Origin of the sequence: Janthinobacterium sp. BJB426, assembly GCF_002735705.1 — a bacterium.
Taxonomy (GTDB): Bacteria; Pseudomonadota; Gammaproteobacteria; order Burkholderiales; family Burkholderiaceae_D; genus Janthinobacterium.
In genome coordinates this window covers 1-1,106 of record NZ_PDZL01000053.1, presented here as the reverse complement: position 1 = coordinate 1,106, position 1,106 = coordinate 1, and the positions used below count along the sequence as shown (strand labels likewise).

Sequence of the window (1,106 nt, the reverse complement as noted above, 5' to 3'; positions counted from 1 at the left end):
TATAAGTTACTAAACTTATAGGGTGTTTTCATTTCTGAAGGAGGCCATCATGGAAAACGTTACGCTCATCGGCATCGATCTCGGCAAACACAGCTTTCATGTCCACGGACAGGATCGCCAAGGTAAAACACTGCTGCGCAAGAAGTTCAGCCGCCCACAACTGATCGCGTTTCTCGCCACTTTCCATCCCTGCACCATCATCATGGAGGCCTGTGCCGGAGCGCACTTCATCGCCCGGCAACTGGCCGGCTTTGGCCATGAGGCCAAGCTGATCTCGCCGCAGTTCGTGCGCCCCTTCGTCAAGAGCAATAAGAGCGACTTCATCGATGCCGAAGCCATTTGCGAGGCGGCCAGCCGTCCCGCCATGCGTTTTGTCACGCCCAAGAACGAGGCTCAACAGACGCTTTCGGCGCTGCACCGCGTGCGCGAATCGCTGGTACGCGAGCGTGTCAGGGCGAGCAACCAAATCCACGGCTTTCTGCTGGAGTTTGGCATCAGCTTGCCGGTTGGCCACGCTGCGATCAACAAATTGCCTTCCGTGCTGGCAGAACAGCGCCTGCCAGCACGGTTGATGCTGCTGCTGGAGCGATTGCATGCCCATTTCAAGTATCTCGACAAGCAGATTGCCGATATTGAGAAGGACCTGACCCGGCAAGTGACCGAGGACGATTTAGGCCGGCGACTCATGACAGTGCCCGGCATCGGTCCGATCACGGCCAGCGTGCTGGCCGCCGAAGTGGGTGACGGCAAACACTACCGCTGCGGGCGTGACTTCGCCGCCGCCGTTGGGCTGGTGCCACGCCAGTACAGTACCGGCGGTAAAAACAAGTTGCTGGGCATCAGCAAGCGCGGCGACAAGAATCTGCGGCGCTTGCTGGTGCAGTGCGCGCGGGCTTACATGCAGAGGCTGGAGCGTCAACGTGGGCGCCTGGCGCAGTGGGTGCACGCCATGCTCACGCGACGCCACTCGAATGTGGTGGCCTGCGCATTGGCCAACAAACTGGCGCGCACGGCATGGGCCATCGCGGCCCACCATACCGAATTTGAAATAAAAGAGGCGCCCATGACAACATGAGGGCCTCCCAAGACTCACTGCTTTACAGCAC

The 1,106-nt window shown here is 59.3% G+C and carries 1 protein-coding gene; it reads left to right on the top strand.

What is annotated here, in order from left to right:
• The first annotated feature begins 49 nt into the window (after window positions 1-49).
• Complete coding sequence (locus CSQ93_RS28485; RefSeq protein WP_099380920.1) at window positions 50-1,075, top strand: IS110 family transposase; 1,026 nt, start codon at window positions 50-52, stop codon at window positions 1,073-1,075.
• Window positions 1,076-1,106: the final 31 nt, after the last annotated feature.